This is a genomic window from Haemophilus sp. 27098_8_127 (assembly GCF_041433495.1).
Lineage (GTDB): Bacteria > Pseudomonadota > Gammaproteobacteria > Enterobacterales > Pasteurellaceae > Haemophilus_D.
Window position 1 is genome coordinate 63,480 of record NZ_JAPWBP010000005.1, and the last position, 14,978, is coordinate 78,457.

Here is a 14,978-nt window from a genome sequence, read left to right on the forward strand (position 1 = left end):
CACGCCTTTTGCTTTTCTTGGATTAACGATAGCGATCGAGGAATTTGTAATATTGCACGCCGATCTTGGTGGCTAAGTTTTTGAGGCGTTTGCCACCGTAAAACGATGGGACTTTCAGTTCTTCAAAAATTCTCAAACGTTCGTCATTACCTAAAATCGCTTCTGCAATAATGCGTCCTGCAAGCCCAGTGAGTGCGACGCCATGCCCCGAGTAACCTTGTGCAAAGTAAATATGCGGTGAGATACGACCAAAATGCGGGCTTGCGTTCAGTGTCATATCAATTGGCCCTGCCCAGCCATAGTCAATTTTGACATTTTCTAACTGTGGGAAGACATGCAACATATTGCCACGCATAATTTGCACCATATCTTTTTCTGAGCTCGAGTCACTACCAAATAACAAACGGTTATCTGCACTCAAACGATAATAATCAAGCAAGATATTGTTATCGCAAACAGACATGCCGTTATTGATCACGGAGTCAGCCGTGGCTTGATCTAAAGGTTCGGTCGCAATAATAAAACTTTCTACTGGCAAAATTTTACGATTAATGCCGCGATGAATGGATTTTGGTAGCGCATCAATATAAGCGTTGGTGGCTAAAATAACATCTTGAGAAATGACCGCACTTTTATCGGTTTTGACTTCAATACAACCTGATTTTTCTACTAAATCCACAACAGGCGATTGTTCATAAATCTGCACGCCTAAATCCAAGCAAGCTTTTGCTAAGCCTAAGCAATAGTTTAATGGGTGTAAATGACCAGAATTACTATCGTATAAACCGCCCACATAAATATCACTGCCTAAATGTTGTTTCAGTTTGGCTTTATCCCAAAGTTGCATCTTGTCATAGCCAAAAGTTGCGTGGCTAGCTTTTTCCATTTCAATGAGATCGTCCATACGACGTTCATTTAAAGCCAATGTGGCATAGCCTTTTTTCCAATCACATTGAATACCATATTTAGCAATGCGTTCATCAATAATATCAATGGCTTCTAGCGACATATCCCAAAGTTTTTTCGCTTTATCAAAGCCTACTTGAGCAATATATTCATCAATGCCTTCTTCAAAACCGTTGATGGCTTGACCACCACTTCTACCAGATGCGCCGAATCCGACTCTCGCACCTTCTAGCACAATCACTTTTTTGCCTTTTTCCGCTAATTCAAGGGCAGCAGATAAGCCAAAGAAACCCGCCCCGATGACACAAATATCCGCTTCTTCTTGCTGAGTGAGAGGCGGCAGTTCAAAGGTTTGATTTCGACTATCGAGATAATAAGATTTGACGTGTTCTTGATGAGCAAATTCGAGCATAGTTGATGATTGATTAACATAAAATAGAGATGAGAGAAATCTTACCCTGATGGGAAAATATGTCAAACCTTTTGCAAAAAAGGTGCTATACTCCCCAAGTTTACATAGGTAAACGATTACTTAAGGTTTATTTTGATTGTCCTGAGGAGGTCAATAAATTGAAAAAAAATGCTGTTCAATACATTAAATCACTTTGTCTGTCTGCCGTCGCATTCGTCGCAACCTCTGTGGCATTTGCTGCTGAAAAACTTTATGTTTATAACTGGACTGACTATGTGCCATCTAATTTGGTTGCGGAATTTACCAAAGAAACCGGCATTGAAGTGATTTATTCGACATTTGAAAGTAATGAAGAAATGTATGCTAAATTAAAGCTGACCTCTAGTACCGGCAGTGGTTATGATTTAGTTTTCCCATCAAGCTATTACGTCAATAAAATGGCGAAAGAAGGCATGTTGCAAGAGCTTGATCACAGCAAATTAAGTAATTTTAAACAAATTCCAGCAAATTTATTAAACAAGGAATTTGACCCAAATAACAAATATTCTCTGCCTTACGTTTATGGCTTAACTGGTATCGGTGTGAACGCGGATGATATTGACCCAAGCAAAATTACGAGTTGGGCTGATTTTTGGAATCCAGAATACAAAGGCAAAGTGTTATTAACCAGTGATGCGCGTGAAGTGTTCCACATTGCATTACTTTTAGATGGTAAATCACCGAACACTAAGAATGAAGAAGACATTAAAGCCGCTTATGAGCGCTTACTGAAATTGTTACCAAATGTAGTGACCTTTAACTCTGATTCGCCAGAAGTGCCGTTTGTTCAAGGTGAAGCTTCTATCGGTATGTTATGGAATGGTTCAGCTTATTTAGCACACAAAGAAAATCCAAGTATCCAATTTGTGTATCCAAAAGAAGGCGCAATTTTCTGGATGGATAACTACGCGATTCCAAAAGGTGCGAAAAATACAGAGGGCGCTTATAAATTTATCGACTTCTTACTTCGCCCTGAAAATGCGAAATTAGTGGTTGAAAAAATGGGCTTCTCAATGCCAAATGAAGGCGTGAAAGCGTTACTTTCACCTGAAATGGCGAATAACCCAACCTTGTTCCCATCTGCTGAAAACATTGAAAAAGGCATTATGCAAGGCGATGTGGGCGAAGCAGTGGACATTTACGAAAAATATTGGAATAAATTAAAAACCAATTAATCAAATATTGATGAAAAGTGCGGTGAATTTGACCGCACTTTTGCTTTGTAAAGGATGACAAATGAGTTTTCTTGAGCGGCTTTTTCATGCAATCTTGTTTGAAACCACGGTTGTGTTGCTTTCTGTTTTCGCTTTGTATTTCTTTACAGAAGAAAGTGTTTCTATTCTCTTTGGGTCCATGGTACTGGTTTCCTTAACCGCCATGCTATGGAACCTCGTTTTTAATTATTTTATTGATAAAGTCTTTACGGGGCCGCGAGAAAAGCGAGGTGTCATATTTCGTACTTTACATGCCATTTCATTTGAGGGCGGTTTACTTATTTTCACCGTGCCGATCATTGCTTACTTTTTAAAAGTGGATTGGATTACAGCTTTTATGATGGATTTCAGCTTAACGGTGATGGTAACCGTTTATACCTTTATTTTTAATTGGGTGTATGATCACGCACGATTGCTATTTATTAAGCGTGAATGATGAAACGGGAAATAGTAAAAAAGAATAAAAAGTGCGGTCAAAATCTCTAGTGTTTTGACCGCACTTTAATTTTTTAAGGGCGTTATAAAACGCCCTTTTGTTTCTTATAGTTTTTCCACTAACTCAATGGCTGCACCAATATAGGTTGCAGGAGAGAGTAGTTGTAAACGCGCTTTTTCATCTGCAGGGATATCCAGTTTCTCGATGAACTCACGCATCGCTTTTTCATCAACACGTTTACCGCGGGTGAGTTCTTTTAATTTTTCGTATGGTTTTTCAATACCATAGCGACGCATCACGGTTTGAATTGGCTCAGCTAAAACTTCCCAGTTTTGGTTGAGTTCATCACGGAGATGTTGTTCGTTCACTTCTAATTTGCTGATACCTTTACGCGTTGCGGCATACGCAATTAAACAATAACCTAAACCGACGCCTAAGTTACGTAATACAGTGGAATCCGTTAAGTCACGTTGCCAGCGAGAAATTGGTAATTTTTGACCTAGGTGAGTCATCACGGCATTGGCTAAACCTAAGTTACCTTCTGAGTTTTCGAAGTCGATAGGATTCACTTTATGTGGCATGGTAGATGAACCAATTTCACCCGCGATAGTGCGTTGTTTAAAGTGATTTAACGCAATGTAACCCCATAAGTCACGATCGAAGTCGATGATGATGGTATTAAAACGAACCACGGCATCAAAGTATTCAGCAATGTAATCATGAGGTTCAATTTGAGTAGTGTATGGGTTCCAATCTAAACCTAATGAGGTGACAAATTCTTCACTGAATTTATGCCAATTGATATTTGGATAAGCCGATAAATGCGCATTGTAGTTACCCACCGCGCCATTGATTTTACCCAAGATTTCATTTCGTTGGAGTTGTTTGAATTGGCGTCTTAAGCGGTAAACCACGTTAGCCATTTCTTTACCCACAGTACTTGGTGAAGCAGGTTGGCCGTGTGTACGCGAAAGTAATGGAATGGTTTTGTATTCGTTCGCTAGACGGGTGATTTCATCAATCAGTTTTTGCCATTCCGGTAAGATTACTTCTTCACGCGCCGTTTTTAACATTAGGGCGTGAGAAAGGTTGTTAATATCTTCCGAGGTACAAGCAAAGTGAATAAATTCAGAGACTTTGGCTAATTCTGGTAAAGCTTCACTTTTTTCTTTTAAGAAATATTCAACCGCTTTGACATCATGATTCGTGGTGCGCTCAATTTCTTTGATACGTTCAGCATCTTGAAGACTGAATTCTTCCACAATTTTATTAAGGTAATCGTTTGCTTCTTTAGACAAAGAAGAAACTTCTTGGATTTCAGCGGTCGCCGCCAATTTTTGTAACCAACGTACTTCCACGGTGACACGGAATTTGAGCAAGCCAAATTCACTGAAAATACCACGTAATGCGGTGGCTTTATCTTGATAACGACCGTCAATCGGGGAAAGAGCGGTTAATGCGGAAAGTTGCATAAGAGTTCTCCAAGGATTAATTTAAAGTTGAGTAGAGTTGTCGTGCCGCTTGCACTAATTTTTTACGATGAAATAACAGCTGCCATTTGCTGCCGCCGACTTGACGCCACAAAACGGCAGAACGAATGCCGGCAAGTAAACACGCACGAATTTTGTCTTGCACGCTTTGTTGCTGTAAATGATATGCCGAACCAATAATGTGGATGCGTTTGCCTAAAGGGCTAATCGTATCGACATAAATGTTTGCCATGATAGAAAACATCTCATCATCAAATTGATTGTCGTGATAAGCAAGTTGTTCCGGTAAACGGGCAATACGGCGGCCAAGTTCTTGTTTGATTTCAGGTTGTTTGTTTAATTTGCTCTCTAACGCTAACAAGCTACCCCAATAATTTAATAAATTTTTGTCATTTAATTGGGTGAGTTGCTCGATAAGTGTGTTTAATCCCACTTTAAGATGTTGAACATCACTGCCAAATACGGCTAATGTATCTTTAGGTTGAGTAATCAGAAGAGAATGAATGGTGGTTTGGAATGCATCTTGGTTATCAACTTCGCCTTTTTGTGCTAATTGACTGATTAATAAGACTGATTGACAAACACCGGCAAGTGCCAGAGCCATATCATTATAATTTTTCATTGGGATTATAAATTGTGAGCTGCAGAAATTTTTGGCGTAATATAGCATTTTTACACATTGTTTTGAACTCAATCATTAAAAAACGCCCTATCTTTTGTTATCATAGCGCCAATTCAGTTTATAGAATAAAAGGATAACCAATGACAAAACCAATTGTATTCAGTGGCGTGCAGCCTTCCGGCGAATTAACTATCGGGAATTATTTAGGTGCACTTTGCAACTGGGTGAAAATGCAAGACGATTATGAGTGTATTTTCTGTGTGGTGGATTTACATGCCATCACTGTACGTCAAGATCCTGTGGCGCTTCGCAAGGCAACTCTTGATGTGCTCGCCCTTTACTTGGCTTGTGGCATTGATCCGAATAAAAGCACGATCTTCGTGCAATCTCATGTACCAGAACATACTCAACTAAGCTGGGTATTAAACTGCTACACCTATTTTGGTGAAATGAGCCGTATGACTCAATTTAAAGATAAATCAGCACGTTATGCAGAAAATATTAACGTGGGTTTATTTGATTATCCGGTTTTAATGGCAGCAGATATCTTACTTTACCAAGCAAAAAGCGTGCCGGTAGGGGATGACCAAAAACAACATTTAGAAATCACCCGTGATATTGCCGCTCGTTTTAATGCGCTTTATGGTGATATTTTCACTATTCCTGAAATCTTCTTAGGCAAAGCCGGTGCGCGTATTATGTCTTTGCAAGATCCTGATAAAAAAATGTCTAAATCCGATGATAACCGTAATAACGTGGTGACTTTGCTTGAAGATCCTAAATCGGTGGCGAAAAAAATCAAACGCGCGGTAACAGACTCTGATGAACCGCCTGTTGTACGTTATGACGTGAAAAACAAAGCGGGCGTGTCTAACTTATTAGATATTCTTTCTGCGGTAACAGATAAATCTGTGGCAGACCTTGAAAAAGAATTTGAAGGCAAAATGTATGGACACTTAAAAACAGCGGTGGCTGACGAAGTGTCAAACTTACTTGCAGGTTTGCAAGAACGTTTCTATCAATATCGTAACGATGAAGCACTTTTAGACGAGATTTTGCGTCAAGGTGCGGAAAAAGCCCGTGCAAGAGCGAAAGAAACTCTTGCCAAAGTGTACGAAGCCGTCGGCTTTGTTGCTGCAAAATAATTTTAAACTTAATAAGCCGTGTTATATCACGGCTTTTTTAGATAAGGAGAAAAAGATGGCCATTCAAACTGAAAAACCAATTGAATGTGTAGGCTGTAATACTTTCGATATGAAATCATTGTTTGATAACAGTGATTGTAGTTTACCTATCGAGCAGTTTTACGCGACTCGTCAAGATGCAGAAGGCGCATTGGAATATTTCACATTAAAAGCACGTGATGTAGAAAGTGAACCTTGCCAAATTCAATCTGAAATTCAACAGGTTGAAGAGGGATATGTACTTAAAGCGGTTTTCACATTCTGCTGCCAAGCCGAATTAGTGATTTTCCAAATGAAGCTTGTGTAAGTGATAACTTACTCTAGAAAAAAGCGCTATTTGTGACCGCACTTTCTGATATTTATGTTCCCCTGCATCGTATTATTCCTTTTTCTAATGTAGAAGGACAGGGGAATCGTACCAGTATTTTCTTACAAGGTTGTAAGTTAAACTGCCTTTATTGCCATAATCCAGAAACTATCCCTCGTTATGCCGAAGGCGCTCATCAAGTCAGTTTGCAGTATTTGTATGAGCAAGTGATGGATGCTGTGCCTTTCATTCGTGGCGTAACAGTTTCTGGTGGGGAGCCCACCATTCATCATAAAAAGCTTGTTCCATTGTTTCAAAAACTACGTGAGGAAGGGCTAACTTGCTATTTAGATAGCAGTGGTTTCTTTGAATTTGACGCAATTCGTCCTTTAATTGAGGTTACAGACAAATTTCTCTTTGATTTGAAAGGAGAAGGACTTGGCTTACAGAGTTTGTGCTTTGATAGACAAAATCGCCAAGGCATTGTCCCGAAAAATATCATCCCCACTCATCAACATATTAAGCAAGAAAACTTAGATCGCAATTTGAAGAACTTGGCGCAATTATTACCATTAAATAAAGTGGAAGAAGTGCGGTTAGTTTATGTGGCAAATTTTTTTGATGCTGAAAAGTTGGTGGAACAGGTCGCTGCCTTATTGAACGACTATCCAGATGTGTTGTTCAAAATTATCCGAATGCACACAAAAGGTGCACGAGATGCCGAAGGGCTCACCCCTTATGTCCCAACTGTTGAACAGACCCAAGCACTTGAAAACTATGCGAAATCTTGTGGTCTGACCAAAATTGTGGCCATTTTATAAGCAAACATACCGAAAAGTAGCAAAAATATTCCGACTTTTTCCCGAAAAACAAGTAGAATAGGACAATTTTATTCACTTACTTATCTAACCAACCTAGGGGAAAAAAATGGGTATTTTAGGTAGCGTTTTAGGCATTGTCGTATTACTGGTCATTGCCGTATTATTTTCAAATAATCGTAAGGCGATTAATTTACGTACTGTATTAGGGGCTTTGGCGATCCAAATCGGATTTGCGGCCCTTATTTTGTATGTGCCGTTTGGTCGTGATGCATTACAAGCGACAGCAAATGGTGTATCAAATGTTATCGCTTATGGTAATGAAGGGATTAACTTCGTCTTTGGTGGCTTAGCAGATCCTTCAAATGCCGGCTTTATCTTTGCGGTGAAAGTGTTACCAATCATCGTCTTTTTCTCTGGTTTAATTTCTGTGCTTTATTACTTAGGCATTATGCAAGTTGTCATCAAAGTGATTGGTGGTGCATTGCAAGCGGCGTTAGGTACATCTAAAGCAGAATCAATGTCTGCAGCAGCGAATATCTTCGTTGGTCAAACTGAAGCACCTTTAGTGGTTCGTCCTTACATTAAAAATATGACCCAATCTGAATTGTTCGCTATTATGGCGGGTGGTACAGCTTCTATCGCGGGCTCAGTCATGGCAGGTTATGCAGGAATGGGCGTGCCGTTGACTTACTTAATCGCAGCATCTTTCATGGCTGCACCAGCAGGTTTATTATTTGCGAAAATTTTATTCCCACAAACTGAACAATTTAACGATAAACAACCTGAAACGGATGATAGCGAAAAACCAACCAACGTGCTTGAGGCCATGGCGGGTGGTGCGAGTGCCGGTATGCAATTAGCGTTAAACGTAGGTGCGATGTTAATCGCGTTCGTGGGTTTAATTGCTTTAGTTAATGGTATTTTAGGTGGTGTAGGCGGCTGGTTCGGTTACGGTGATTTAACATTACAATCAATCTTTGGTTGGATCTTCAAACCATTAGCGTACTTAATTGGTGTATCTTGGGATGAATCTGCAATCGCGGGTCAAATGATTGGTATGAAATTAGCCGTAAATGAATTCGTGGGTTACTTAGAGTTCGCGAAATACTTACAACCAGATACAGCAGTTGTATTAAGTGAAAAAACTAAAGCCATCATTACTTTCGCATTATGTGGTTTTGCTAACTTCAGCTCTATCGCAATCTTAATCGGTGGTATCGGTGGTATGGCACCAAATCGTCGTGGTGATGTTGCGCGCTTAGGTTTAAAAGCAGTTGTAGCGGGTACATTAGCTAACTTAATGAGTGCGACTATCGCAGGTTTATTCATCGAGTTAAGCGGCGTAGCAATGTAATTAAAATGTGGTGAATTTTGACCGCACTTTATCTCTCAACACCACGAATCATTCGTGGTGTTGTACTTTAAAGCAAGCGAAAACGTTTGCTTAAATGACTTTTTATTTATCAACAAGAGGAAAAAACAATGACTCCACATATTAACGCTCCTGAAGGCGCATTTGCAGATGTTGTGTTAATGCCAGGCGATCCGCTTCGTGCAAAATATATTGCTGAAACATTCTTAGAAGATGCGAAAGAAGTGACTAACGTTCGCAATATGTTGGGTTATACCGGTACTTATAAAGGTCGTCGTATCTCTGTTATGGGTCACGGTATGGGTATCCCATCTTGCTCAATTTATGCGAAAGAATTAATTACTGAATACGGCGTGAAAAAAATCATCCGTGTTGGTTCTTGTGGTGCCGTACGTATGGACGTTAAAGTACGTGATGTTATCATCGGCCTTGGAGCATGTACTGATTCAAAAGTAAACCGTATCCGTTTCAAAGATAACGATTTTGCTGCAATTGCTGATTTTGATATGGCACAAGCAGCGGTTCAAGCTGCGAAAGAAAAAGGTAAGCAAGTTCGCGTAGGGAATCTTTTCTCTGCAGACCTATTCTACACGCCAGATTTCGAAATGTTTGATGTGATGGAAAAATACGGCATCTTAGGCGTAGAAATGGAAGCGGCTGGTATCTATGGCGTAGCAGCAGAATATGGTGCAAAAGCACTTTGTATCTGTACCGTTTCAGACCATATTCGTACACACGAACAAACTACAGCAGAAGAACGCCAATTAACCTTCAATGATATGATTGAAATTGCGTTAGAGTCTGTATTAATTGGTGATAAAGCATAATTTATCCGATTGATAGAATAAAAAAGAGCGGTCAATTTTGACCGCTCTTTTGTTTTTCTACTTCGCTATTTTTCATACCAAATTCGGTTCACATAGAGCACCACTTTGCCTGAGGGGGTTTCCACATGAATTTCATCATCAACGCCTTTTCCGATTAAGGCACGTGCGACGGGAGAATCAATGGAAATCCAGTTTTTAGCGGGATCGAATTCATCGCAGCCGACAATGCGGTATTGCTTCACTTCACCTTCTTCATCTTCTAGCTCAACCCAGGCACCGAAAAACACTTTGCCTTCTTGTTTCGGGTGGTAATCCACGATTTGTAACACTTCTAAGCGTTTGGAAAGGAAACGCACACGGCGATCAATTTCACGTAAACGACGTTTACCGTAAATATATTCTGCGTTTTCACTGCGGTCACCAAGCGCAGCAGCATCTGAAACCGCTTGGGTAACTTTAGGACGTTCTTCTTTCCACAAAAATTTAAGTTCTTGGTCAAGCGCAAGCCAGCCTTGACGGGTAATGTAATTTGATTTTGCCATGATAAAAATAAAAGAAATTTTTTTGAATTATATTTGAGCCTGTTGTCTAAAACCAGTATTCTATTCCCGTTTTTATCGAATCCTTTAATAACAAAGAAGTATGACAATGTTAAATCAACAAATTAGCCAAATTATTGCGGCAGAATTAACCGTTCAACCCCAACAAATCCTCGCCGCTATTCAATTATTAGATGATGGCAACACCATTCCATTTATCGCCCGTTATCGTAAAGAAGCCACAGGTGGCTTGGATGACACTCAACTTCGTCATTTTGAAACTCGTTTAATTTATTTACGTGAATTAGAAGATCGTCGTCAAACCATTTTGAAATCTATTGAAGAGCAAGGGAAATTGACCGATGAATTACGTGACAAAATCCATGCAACACAAAGCAAAACCGAATTAGAAGATTTGTATTTGCCATACAAACCTAAACGTCGTACGAAAGGGCAAATTGCGATTGAAGCCGGTCTTGAGCCATTGGCTGATTTACTTTGGAACGAGCCGAAGAATGATCCTGAAACGGCCGCAGCTGAATTTGTGAATGATGATAAAGGCGTAACAGATACTAAAGTCGCGCTTGATGGCGCTCGCTATATTTTAATGGAGCGTTTTGCTGAAGATGCGGGTTTATTAGCGAAAGTCCGTGATTATTTAGCGAAAAATGCGGTTATCGTATCCAAAGTGATCGAAGGTAAAGAAACAGAAGGGGCAAAATTCCAAGATTATTTCGACCACCAAGAATTATTAAAAAATGTGCCTTCTCACCGTGCATTAGCGATGTTCCGAGGACGTAATGAGGGCATTTTACAATTAAGCTTAAATGCGGATCCTGATGCGGAAGAGGGAAGTCGCCAAAGTTATTGTGAAGAAATTATTCGTAATTATTTAGATGTCCGTTTTACGGGACAGCCTGCGGATAAATGGCGTGAGCAAGTGATTGCGTGGACATGGAAAATCAAAGTCTCGTTGCATTTAGAAACAGAATTAATGGCAAGTTTACGTGAAAAAGCGGAAGAAGAAGCCATTGATGTTTTTGCTAGAAATCTGACCGCACTTTTGATGGCTGCACCGGCTGGCGCAAAATGCACTATGGGCTTGGACCCGGGCTTACGTACAGGTGTTAAAGTTGCGGTGGTAGATAATACTGGTAAATTATTAGATACCACCACCATTTATCCACACACGGGTCGTGAAGCTGAAGCACAAGTGGCGATTTTCAGCTTGATCCGCAAACATAACGTAGAATTAATTGCCATTGGTAACGGTACAGCCTCTCGTGAAACAGAACGTTTTGCGAAAGAAGTGATTAAAGAAATTAAAGAAAATAAACCTCAAACTGTTGTGGTGAGCGAAGCAGGCGCATCCGTTTATTCCGCCTCTGAATTTGCGGCAAATGAATTCCCGAACTTAGATGTGTCTTTACGTGGTGCAGTCTCTATTGCACGCCGTTTACAAGATCCATTGGCGGAATTAGTAAAAATCGAACCGAAAGCTATTGGTGTAGGGCAATATCAGCACGATGTAAACCAAACCCAACTTGCGCGTAAACTTGATGCAGTGGTGGAAGACTGTGTAAACGCAGTAGGTGTGGATTTGAATACGGCATCGGCGCCATTACTCGCGCGCGTGGCAGGGATGACGAAAACCTTAGCGCAAAACATTGTGGAATACCGTGATGAAAATGGTCGTTTTGAAAGTCGTACTGAATTGAAAAAAGTGCCGCGTTTAGGACCAAAAGCCTTTGAGCAATGTGCAGGCTTTATGCGTATTGCAGGCGGGAAAAATCCACTTGATGCTTCAGGTGTCCATCCAGAAGCTTATCCAGTAGTGGAAAAAATCTTGCAAGCCACCGCGCAATCTATCCAAGATTTAATGGGCAATGCAGGTGTAGTACGTCAGCTTGATGCAAAACAATTTATTGATGAGCAATTTGGTTTACCAACGGTTCAAGATATTTTCAAAGAGTTGGAAAAACCGGGGCGCGATCCGCGTGGTGAATTTAAAACTGCTGTATTCGCAGAAGGCGTGGAAGAAATCACCGATTTGAAACCGGGTATGATTTTAGAAGGTACCGTCACCAATGTGACTAATTTCGGCGCATTTGTGGATATAGGTGTTCACCAAGACGGTTTAGTACACATTTCATCATTAAGCGATAAATTCGTAGAAGATCCACATCAAGTGGTGAAAACGGGCGATATCGTAAAAGTGAAAGTCTTGGAAGTGGATGTGCCGCGTAAACGTATTGCATTGACGATGCGATTAGATGAAAGTGCGGTCAAAAATGACGGCAAATCTGACCGCACTTTAAGCGCAAAACCAAGAAGTAATGCACCTCGTCAAGAGCGTAATCCTAGAGGAAATAGTGCGATGGGTAATGCCTTTGCCGATGCGTTGAAAAATTGGAAAAAATAATTTCGTCATTTAGATGAACATTGTGGCCAAATAGGCGTACAATGAAGGGGATCTGGTCAATCATCCAATCCCCTTTTTTATTTCAACGAAAGGAATATTCTTATGGAAAAAGGTATTCTTGGGCCGCATGAAGGCAAGGAGCTGGAATTAATGTTAAGGGGCGAAAAGCAAGTGGCATTATTCAATCAGGAGCTCGGTATTCCTGACGCCTTTCTCCCTTATCTTGAGCTAGGAATGCTTCATTCAAAAACAGTGCAACGTCATATTAATGATGTCTGCTTAACTGATTTTATTGTCTATTTACCTCAATCTCTTGCACTCGCTGAACAAATGGAAGTATTACTTCCTGCAAGCACTGTGAATGGTTTTGATCCAAAAGTGGAACGTGAAATCGGCCGAATTCTTGGCTACCCAGAAAAAGATATCGAATACTATATTCAGCATTTTCAAGATAATTTAGAGAAGTATCGGCAGCAGTATAGTTGATAGATTTAAATCCAAGTGTGAACAATAATTTTAAATATTAAAAAATATTCTCCTGGATGACGTTATATTTCTATAAAATATGGCTGTTTTATTATTTTCTATAAATTGATATTTAAGGTAAAAGATGATAGCAAAGAATAAGTATCTCATATCTTTATTTATAATTATTTATCTTGGAATACTTGCTTATGGAGTTTTGTCAGGAGGAATTTCTAAAAACTATACTAGAAAACAAGAGGGAGAGCGTCTTTATACGGCAATAAACCTTCAATTTAAAGATAAAATTCAATATCAAAATGTAGACTTCAGGTATATTAAGATTAGTCTGTATCTGCTTGGTGAGTTAAGGGATTACAAGGATTTTGTATCTAAACGAGGCTATTCCGAAATTAGAGAAAATGTTTACTGTAAAAATGGTAATTTGATTACATTACACCACAATTTTCCTAATATTGAATTTCAGTATGAATATGATTCTTCAGTATGTAAGTGATGTTTTAAGCGAGTTAATACTCACGTAAAAAATTAAAATGTAGCATGTTCAAATGAAAAGTGCGGTCAAAACATAAGCGATTTTGACCGCACTTTTGTATTTTCAAAGATGCTTATGTTAAGTAAATCAACTATTATAGCTGGCGTGGATAAATCAAATGGTAAAGTTGCGGTGTTACCAGTAAAAGTTCCTAATAAACATTAATCGGAGAATATTAATATGGAAAAATATAATATCTTTTTAGGAAGTGATATTGCGAATACTTACGATGATGCAAAGAGATTTACTTTGGATAGGGTTGAAGAATATGTAGAATTTGACAATAAAAAATTGAAAATAGTATTGAGTCATATAGAAGAATTCAATGGAAATGTATTTTCATTGATATTTTGGATGAAAGATTATCACGCGGCATTAGCCTCTAAGCATTTATTAGAAAATGATATTTCAGGATTTAAAGAAAATGCTTCTATTGCTGGTTTCTTAGGTATTCTGTCTGAATATGATTTTCAATGGGCGTACAACGGAATTAATACAAATTTCTTTTTTATGAGTTTGCTTTCAGATAATCAAAAGTTAATTGATTATTTAATTAAACATCGTGATGAAATTGTCGATATTTCAGTTACCTATAAACGAACTGATACCAGACCTTTTTTTAATGCGAACACTTTATTGGCGTTAAGTGGCGATTGGCAATTATTAAAAGAACGCGCACTCACATTCTTAAATGATGAGAAAAAAGCCCGTAGCGATTTAAAGCGTATTCCTGATCATGAATTTTATGTGGCATTAGCAGATAAAAATATAAAAGGAATGCAAGAGGCTTTAGATAAATTACTCGAACTTAAGCTTGCTAAACGAGCAGCAAAAGATACTCTTTTACATTTTGATTTTTACTTGCAACCGCAAGTTTTAATGTATGCCAAAATCGCAGCAATCCACGGTTTTGATTTGGGTATTGATAGCCCAATAGCGCCAAAAGAATTGATTGATATAAATCCATTAGCAGAATATAAAATTCCTTATGATTTTATGAAATCATTTGATTTTGATGCGCCCCATCAAGTTTGGGTAAATTATGTCAAACAAAGAATGGAAGAAGCAAAGCAAAAGAAAGTTGAAAATAAAAAAGGATTTTGGGCTTCGCTGTTTGGTAGATAAGTCGGGAATGATAATAAAAGTGCGGTCAAAAATATCGGTATTATGTAGCAGTTGCACAAAGTCCGAAAATTGACTAATTTACCGCATAAATTTGAATGCCTTTCCGAATGAAAATTGTGAAAGGCATTTCTTTTACCTCAAATTCTAACTTCAACCTCGCAATTTTTCACATCAATTTTCCATTTTTTCAAACTCAAGGCGTAACTATTCCGCTCAACCTTTATTCAGGTAAGCTATTTCTTTC

General features: G+C 39.0%; 15 protein-coding genes. 11 read left to right on the plus strand and 4 right to left on the minus strand.

Annotated features, from left to right (window positions below; all coding sequences use genetic code 11):
• Positions 1 to 22: 22 nt before the first annotated feature.
• Positions 23 to 1,318, minus strand: coding sequence for an FAD-binding oxidoreductase (locus O3746_RS06990; RefSeq protein WP_049369754.1), 1,296 nt, complete (start codon positions 1,316 to 1,318; stop codon positions 23 to 25).
• A 158-nt stretch (positions 1,319 to 1,476) separates the two neighbouring features.
• Here O3746_RS06990 and O3746_RS06995 point away from each other — a divergent pair, with 158 nt between their 5' ends.
• Both O3746_RS06995 and O3746_RS07000 read left to right on the plus strand, forming a co-directional pair.
• Positions 1,477 to 2,532, plus strand: coding sequence for an extracellular solute-binding protein (locus O3746_RS06995; RefSeq protein ID WP_049369753.1), 1,056 nt, complete (start codon positions 1,477 to 1,479; stop codon positions 2,530 to 2,532).
• Between the two features lie 61 nt (positions 2,533 to 2,593).
• Positions 2,594 to 3,007: a PACE efflux transporter gene (locus tag O3746_RS07000; RefSeq protein WP_065243610.1), complete on the plus strand. Its 414-nt coding sequence runs from the start codon at positions 2,594 to 2,596 to the stop codon at positions 3,005 to 3,007.
• Between the two features lie 104 nt (positions 3,008 to 3,111).
• Here the strand turns inward: O3746_RS07000 and purB are convergent, their stop codons facing one another.
• Both purB and hflD read right to left on the minus strand, forming a co-directional pair.
• Positions 3,112 to 4,479, minus strand: a complete 1,368-nt coding sequence (gene purB, locus O3746_RS07005; protein ID WP_371448330.1) for an adenylosuccinate lyase — start codon at positions 4,477 to 4,479, stop codon at positions 3,112 to 3,114.
• A 16-nt stretch (positions 4,480 to 4,495) separates the two neighbouring features.
• A complete protein-coding gene (gene hflD / locus O3746_RS07010) occupies positions 4,496 to 5,119 on the minus strand; it encodes a high frequency lysogenization protein HflD (RefSeq protein ID WP_371448332.1) in 624 nt (207 codons plus the stop codon).
• Between the two features lie 140 nt (positions 5,120 to 5,259).
• On the opposite strand from hflD, the gene trpS reads away from it, so the two are divergent.
• From trpS to deoD, 5 genes are all read left to right on the plus strand, one after another.
• Entirely contained in the window at positions 5,260 to 6,264 is a 1,005-nt protein-coding gene (gene trpS, locus O3746_RS07015; RefSeq protein WP_371448334.1) for a tryptophan--tRNA ligase, read from the plus strand.
• A gap of 55 nt (positions 6,265 to 6,319) precedes the next feature.
• Positions 6,320 to 6,610: a YfcZ/YiiS family protein gene (locus tag O3746_RS07020; RefSeq protein WP_005697358.1), complete on the plus strand. Its 291-nt coding sequence runs from the start codon at positions 6,320 to 6,322 to the stop codon at positions 6,608 to 6,610.
• 32 nt (positions 6,611 to 6,642) lie between these two features.
• Complete coding sequence (locus O3746_RS07025; RefSeq protein WP_371448337.1) at positions 6,643 to 7,431, plus strand: 4Fe-4S cluster-binding domain-containing protein; 789 nt, start codon at positions 6,643 to 6,645, stop codon at positions 7,429 to 7,431.
• Positions 7,432 to 7,537: 106 nt separating this feature from the next.
• Positions 7,538 to 8,785, plus strand: coding sequence for a NupC/NupG family nucleoside CNT transporter (locus O3746_RS07030; RefSeq protein ID WP_197560903.1), 1,248 nt, complete (start codon positions 7,538 to 7,540; stop codon positions 8,783 to 8,785).
• 128 nt (positions 8,786 to 8,913) lie between these two features.
• The gene (gene deoD, locus O3746_RS07035; protein ID WP_005697435.1) at positions 8,914 to 9,630 is read left to right on the plus strand and encodes a purine-nucleoside phosphorylase; all 717 of its coding nucleotides are present in this window, start codon (positions 8,914 to 8,916) and stop codon (positions 9,628 to 9,630) included.
• Between the two features lie 65 nt (positions 9,631 to 9,695).
• Here deoD and greB read toward each other — a convergent pair whose 3' ends face one another.
• Entirely contained in the window at positions 9,696 to 10,172 is a 477-nt protein-coding gene (gene greB, locus O3746_RS07040; protein WP_049375836.1) for a transcription elongation factor GreB, read from the minus strand.
• A 106-nt stretch (positions 10,173 to 10,278) separates the two neighbouring features.
• Between greB and O3746_RS07045 the strand changes: the two genes are divergently transcribed.
• The 4 genes from O3746_RS07045 to O3746_RS07060 all read left to right on the plus strand — a co-directional run bounded on the left by O3746_RS07045 (position 10,279) and on the right by O3746_RS07060 (position 14,734).
• The gene (locus O3746_RS07045) at positions 10,279 to 12,591 is read left to right on the plus strand and encodes a Tex family protein (protein WP_295651230.1); all 2,313 of its coding nucleotides are present in this window, start codon (positions 10,279 to 10,281) and stop codon (positions 12,589 to 12,591) included.
• A gap of 102 nt (positions 12,592 to 12,693) precedes the next feature.
• The gene (locus O3746_RS07050) at positions 12,694 to 13,077 is read left to right on the plus strand and encodes a hypothetical protein (RefSeq protein ID WP_371448341.1); all 384 of its coding nucleotides are present in this window, start codon (positions 12,694 to 12,696) and stop codon (positions 13,075 to 13,077) included.
• 124 nt (positions 13,078 to 13,201) lie between these two features.
• Positions 13,202 to 13,570 (plus strand): hypothetical protein, encoded by a 369-nt coding sequence (locus O3746_RS07055; RefSeq protein WP_290915441.1) that lies wholly within the window; start codon positions 13,202 to 13,204, stop codon positions 13,568 to 13,570.
• A 219-nt stretch (positions 13,571 to 13,789) separates the two neighbouring features.
• Positions 13,790 to 14,734, plus strand: a complete 945-nt coding sequence (locus O3746_RS07060) for an Imm49 family immunity protein (RefSeq protein ID WP_371448344.1) — start codon at positions 13,790 to 13,792, stop codon at positions 14,732 to 14,734.
• Positions 14,735 to 14,978: the final 244 nt, after the last annotated feature.

What these genes read in the sequence shown, in the direction of transcription:
- O3746_RS06990 (WP_049369754.1), bottom strand. Translation starts at nt 1,318, where the DNA reads ATGCTCGAATTTGCTCATCAAGAACACGTCAAATCTTATTATCTCGAT.
- O3746_RS07000 (WP_065243610.1), top strand. Translation starts at nt 2,594, where the DNA reads ATGAGTTTTCTTGAGCGGCTTTTTCATGCAATCTTGTTTGAAACCACG.
- purB (WP_371448330.1), bottom strand. Translation starts at nt 4,479, where the DNA reads ATGCAACTTTCCGCATTAACCGCTCTTTCCCCGATTGACGGTCGTTAT.
- hflD (WP_371448332.1), bottom strand. Translation starts at nt 5,119, where the DNA reads ATGAAAAATTATAATGATATGGCTCTGGCACTTGCCGGTGTTTGTCAA.
- trpS (WP_371448334.1), top strand. Translation starts at nt 5,260, where the DNA reads ATGACAAAACCAATTGTATTCAGTGGCGTGCAGCCTTCCGGCGAATTA.
- O3746_RS07020 (WP_005697358.1), top strand. Translation starts at nt 6,320, where the DNA reads ATGGCCATTCAAACTGAAAAACCAATTGAATGTGTAGGCTGTAATACT.
- O3746_RS07030 (WP_197560903.1), top strand. Translation starts at nt 7,538, where the DNA reads ATGGGTATTTTAGGTAGCGTTTTAGGCATTGTCGTATTACTGGTCATT.
- deoD (WP_005697435.1), top strand. Translation starts at nt 8,914, where the DNA reads ATGACTCCACATATTAACGCTCCTGAAGGCGCATTTGCAGATGTTGTG.
- greB (WP_049375836.1), bottom strand. Translation starts at nt 10,172, where the DNA reads ATGGCAAAATCAAATTACATTACCCGTCAAGGCTGGCTTGCGCTTGAC.
- O3746_RS07045 (WP_295651230.1), top strand. Translation starts at nt 10,279, where the DNA reads ATGTTAAATCAACAAATTAGCCAAATTATTGCGGCAGAATTAACCGTT.
- O3746_RS07050 (WP_371448341.1), top strand. Translation starts at nt 12,694, where the DNA reads ATGGAAAAAGGTATTCTTGGGCCGCATGAAGGCAAGGAGCTGGAATTA.
- O3746_RS07055 (WP_290915441.1), top strand. Translation starts at nt 13,202, where the DNA reads ATGATAGCAAAGAATAAGTATCTCATATCTTTATTTATAATTATTTAT.
- O3746_RS07060 (WP_371448344.1), top strand. Translation starts at nt 13,790, where the DNA reads ATGGAAAAATATAATATCTTTTTAGGAAGTGATATTGCGAATACTTAC.